At 51.5% G+C, this 4555-nt stretch carries 5 protein-coding genes; 2 read left to right on the forward strand and 3 right to left on the reverse strand.

The window, feature by feature from the left end; translation table 11 throughout:
• A partial coding sequence (locus ACOSYY_RS14725) for a superoxide dismutase family protein (RefSeq protein ID WP_526023325.1) occupies positions 1-159 on the forward strand: 159 nt, incomplete at its 5' end.
• Between the two features lie 151 nt (positions 160-310).
• Here ACOSYY_RS14725 and ACOSYY_RS14730 read toward each other — a convergent pair.
• Positions 311-865, reverse strand: a complete 555-nt coding sequence (locus ACOSYY_RS14730; RefSeq protein ID WP_421663282.1) for a P-loop NTPase family protein — start codon at positions 863-865, stop codon at positions 311-313.
• Between the two features lie 80 nt (positions 866-945).
• Complete coding sequence (locus tag ACOSYY_RS14735; RefSeq protein ID WP_421663283.1) at positions 946-2229, reverse strand: alkaline phosphatase family protein; 1284 nt, start codon at positions 2227-2229, stop codon at positions 946-948.
• Between the two features lie 370 nt (positions 2230-2599).
• Between ACOSYY_RS14735 and ACOSYY_RS14740 the strand changes: the two genes are divergently transcribed.
• Positions 2600-3640: a beta-N-acetylglucosaminidase domain-containing protein gene (locus ACOSYY_RS14740; protein ID WP_421663284.1), complete on the forward strand. Its 1041-nt coding sequence runs from the start codon at positions 2600-2602 to the stop codon at positions 3638-3640.
• A 246-nt stretch (positions 3641-3886) separates the two neighbouring features.
• On the opposite strand, the gene ACOSYY_RS14745 is transcribed toward ACOSYY_RS14740, so the two are convergent.
• The coding region (locus ACOSYY_RS14745) for a DUF3471 domain-containing protein (RefSeq protein WP_421663285.1) at positions 3887-4555 on the reverse strand (669 nt) is incomplete at its 5' end.

Genomic DNA, 4555 nt, shown 5'->3' on the forward strand with positions numbered 1-4555 from the left:
AATCCAGCCGTTTCTCTTCTGCAAGGCGATGGTGCGCTGGTCGGCGGCAGTGGCACAGCTCTTGTCGTTCACGCGAAAGCCGACGACTACCGCAGTCAACCGGCCGGGGACGCGGGCGACCGCATTGCGTGCGCCGTCATCGAACGCGCCGGCGAATGAGTGGATCGTGCCAAGCGGGCGGAAATCGGGCCGACGCCGATGAGAGGAACCGATACGAATGAAGGTTTCGATGGCTCAGAAAATTCAGAAACGCGTCCGAAGAAACACCGCAAATGGTCGGCTGAGGTCATGAAGCGCAGTGCGAATACTCTTATACAGCGCCGGCAGAACTGTCATGATCAGCCGCAGGCCCCCGACTCACGCGTGAAAGAAACGCCCGCATTTCAGCGGGAGATTTTAAGTGGTGCACCTGCTTGAGTGAGGCTTGCTCTTTAACGAGCAGACGGTACTTGGGCGTCATATGTTTATGGCACAGTGGAATAACGCGGTAACCACTTAAGCTTCCTTCCCAAATTGGGCTGTTGGCAGGCCACCCCTCGGGTGTCATGAACAGTCCCTTCAACAGACGTTTCGTCACCCAGGCATAGTGTCTGAGTAAGGGCATATCGACATAGATGAGCGTATCCGCCGCTGAGAATCGCTGCCATGCGGAAGCCGCGCAACCAAACCCGTCGATGATCCATCGCTCGTTGCGCAGCAGGCCAGCGTGGATCTCCAGGTACTCAACGTGAGGGACTTCTCCGCCGCCTGGCCTGTACTTGATTGAATCGATCGGATGCAGGGGCAGACCAGTGATATCCGCAAGTTTTTTAGCCAGCGTGGATTTGCCACCGCCGGCGTTTCCGAAGATCGCGACGCGCTTCATCCGATTCCTGCTAACCACCCACGATGCCTCACATATCAGGCTGAGACAAATCTTAACGGCCAGTCAGCGGTAAGCCGAAGTCATTCCATGATGAGTCGGCGCAGTCGCCCCGCTTGACCATCGATATCCTCGGAGATACTCACGTGTAGCAATTCCGCAAGAAACGGATAGATATCTACATTTTCAAATGCGGGGACCCGAGTTCCTCGTTTGATGCCGGGTCCTCTCGCGAGAAATACTCCATGCATGTTGGGATCAGAAGGATTCCAACCATGGTCTCCACGAATGGAGGGATCGTCGATTCTCCATGCGATCAGATGCGGCTGCTCCATAAGAATGACCACATCACCGATTCGTGGGTCTTGGCGATAGTGTAATGCCGCCGGAGTGTCTTCTCGGAGGAATGCTCGACCATGCTTCAGCTTGCTATTGATCTGATCCCTCATGGAGACAGGATCGTGTTTGCCGGGAGTCGCATGGAGACTTGCATAGGCACCCAACATCCCTTTCCATTCCCATTCGCTCAGGTCCAGGCCAAGATCGTCCATCCATTCGAAACTCGCGCGATCGACATGTCGCATCCCGTGATCGCTGACGAGTATCACATAGATATGTTGCCGACTCGGAAGGGCATCCAATCCGCTTAGCAGGCGGCCCAACTCATGATCCACTTTCTCTGCTGCTCGCTGTACTTCCGGGGAATCGGGCCCGAACCGATGGCCTGCGTCGTCGAGATCTCCCATATACAACGTCAGAAAGTGTGGTCTTTGAGTCTGTGGTAACTGTAACCATGATAAAACTTGATCGACACGCCCGTCATTCGAGACCGTTCCATTGTAGGACTTCCAGAAGGTTGATCGTGTCTTCTTGATGGTAGCAGGACAGCCGGGCCAAGAATGGCAGGCGGTCACCATGCCTTGGCTCTCCGCGACACGCCAAATGGGATCGCCACGATACCATGACCCATTGGTACTCGAAGAAACAGTGAATACCTCCTCGCGATTGGGATCATAGAACACGTTCCCCACAATTCCATGACGCTCTGGATACAGACCCGTCACGATGGAATAGTGGTTGGGAGACGTCACGGAGGGAAACACTGGAATGAGGCCCTGTGCGCGCACTCCCTCACGCATGAAACGTTGAAAGCTGGGGAGATCGTATCGGTCCAGATAATCGGCGCGAAACCCATCGAACGAAACAAGGAGGACAATTGGCGCTTCCAGATGTTTTGGATGATTCACCCCTGCAGAGATTGACGTTGGTTGTTTAGGGCTAACATGAGCGGTATCGTCCTCAGCGCAGATGGTTGGCGACATGAGGGCCAGATAAAATGCCAGCCACCCTGTCCATGCCATTCTCATGCAGATATCCTTTCAAGCGATGAAGGTTAGCTGATGAATATCTTGTGGGCATTTGCACTGCCGTGCTTTGAGCTAAGCAATACGCCAGCGCGAGAGCAGAATGCAACGGGAGAATCTTCAACTCACCTACCCTGGTCCGCCCCGTTTCTCTGGAAGCAGGAAACCAGACTATGAGTAGCAGCCTCGAACAACGTGGGTTCCGGGTTGTCGGAGGATGTTTCTGTATCACTGGTCGCGCAGTCCGGTGGATTAGATTCGGCTGGAGTGTCTCTGTGTTCCCTGCCTCTGCACGTTGGATTATTGAAATATCAAGATTTTTGCGGCATCATCCCGATCCCCAAAGATCAATCGTAATGGGGCACACAGCAGAATGATTGGAATCGGCGTTGTCGAAGGATTTTTCGGACCTGAGTGGTCTTGGAAAAGCCGACATCGCTTTTGCGAATCCATTCAGTCATATGGTGGCAACTTTTATATCTATGCACCAAAGCGGGACCCATACCTAAGGAAGCTGTGGGAGCAGAATCACCCGGCAGAGGTTTGGAGCGAACTGAAGAGTCTAAGCCTAACATGCCATCGAGCGAACGTCGCATTCGGAATAGGTCTAAGTCCATTCGAACTTCACTCTCAATGGAATCAAAAGACGAAGGGATTGCTCCGAGAGAAAGTAAAGAAGCTTGAAGAACTGGATATTACGTATCTGGGACTGTTCTTTGATGATATGAAAGGTATTTCGGACTTAGGAGTTAAGCAGCTTGAAATCGTTAACTCTGTTAGAGCCAGCACCGGCAAAACTATTTTATTCTGTCCAACATACTACTCTGACGACCCGATCTTGGACAGGATCTTTGGCCAGCGCTCCTCAGACTACTTGCTACAAATAGGAACTCTACCTACCGACATTCAAATATTTTGGACGGGACGTAATGTCGTATCGAAAAGCATTTCGGCTAATGAATTGGATGCGGTTGCCGGTGTGCTGAGGCGTAAACCGATAATCTGGGATAATTATTTCGCTAATGATGGTCCCAAACAGTGTAAATTTCTGAAGTTACAACCGTTAGAAGGTCGGAATCAGGATGCATTGAAAAACTCGGCGGGTTGGGCATTTAATTTGATGAATCAATCCAGCCTTTCTGAAGTCGTATTCGCTTCTTCCGTCGATGTTCTTCACAATGATACTGTTCCAAACGCATCTTTTTATGATGCGGCTCAGCGACTTGCGGGGAAAGGATTTGTAACTTCATTGAAAGCGTTTGGCGACACCTTTGTCACGCTAGGTCTTGATGGAATTGATCTGGATAGAAAGCAGCAAATTCTCTCGACACTGAACGAGAGCCGATTTTCGAAGGATATTATCGATTGGCTCAATGGGAAGTATTTAGTCGGAGACGAATGCTTGACAGATTAATCGGATATATGCAGAACGCTATCGATCGTCGTGTTGTTACAGCTCAATAGCTCGTAGGCAGCAACTTTGTCCGCGCTATTGTATTTGGATCCACAGAGCCGGTTGGCATACCTATTGGAAGATTAACTCCTATGGCAAGGGCTTTAACGCAATCCCTGCGTGAAAGAATCCATGACGAGCGATCCTCAAGACAACTGTCGACACATTAAGTCGGGCAATGCAGGGCTTCATTCGTGCCATCCCCAATTACTTCCTTGGAAAGACGTGTTCTCCAGCCGGATCTCTTTGTTTGAAAGCGGTGATTTCTCCACGCTCTTCGACAAATTCATAGACAATATCCGAATACTTCTCTGTGCGGAACTGCAGATCTTTGTAGTGGATCAGCCTTTCATCAGGGTCTCCTGGGAACACGATGTACAGATGGTCTTTTTGTTTCAGGACCACCTGGAACTTGAATCTACCAGCGGTTTCATATGTTCCGGCAAATTGCTGTAGGCGCTCGGGGGCCAGTGGCTCAGGCATGCGCGTGAATTGCACATCGGCCTGGTCCAGAGACATCACGGCCTTGTCCACTTCTCCTTGGGGATTTGTCAGAAAGTTCACCGACCATTTGCCGTGACACTCGTCGTCTGGCGTGTCGAAGCGGTCATAGTGAAAATGGGCCAGAGGAAACTCGAGCTTATGAAAGACGAACTGGAGTTGTTCGCCCGTAAGCCCGATCGTCAATTTCCCATAGGCCGGATGCTCAAAGTCGCCAGTGTAGTCCCTGAGGATATGGGAAGGGCGTGTGTTAGGCACACGCCCAGCATTCGCTTTCGATCGTGCTGCAGTTCCGGCCTTCTTTTCTTGCTGTGCCACCTCCAGCCATCGCTCGCTCCAGGGAGTCCGATCCATGCTCAAGAGGCGCTCGTAGAC

The sequence above is a fragment of the Nitrospira sp. BLG_2 genome (assembly GCF_049222245.1).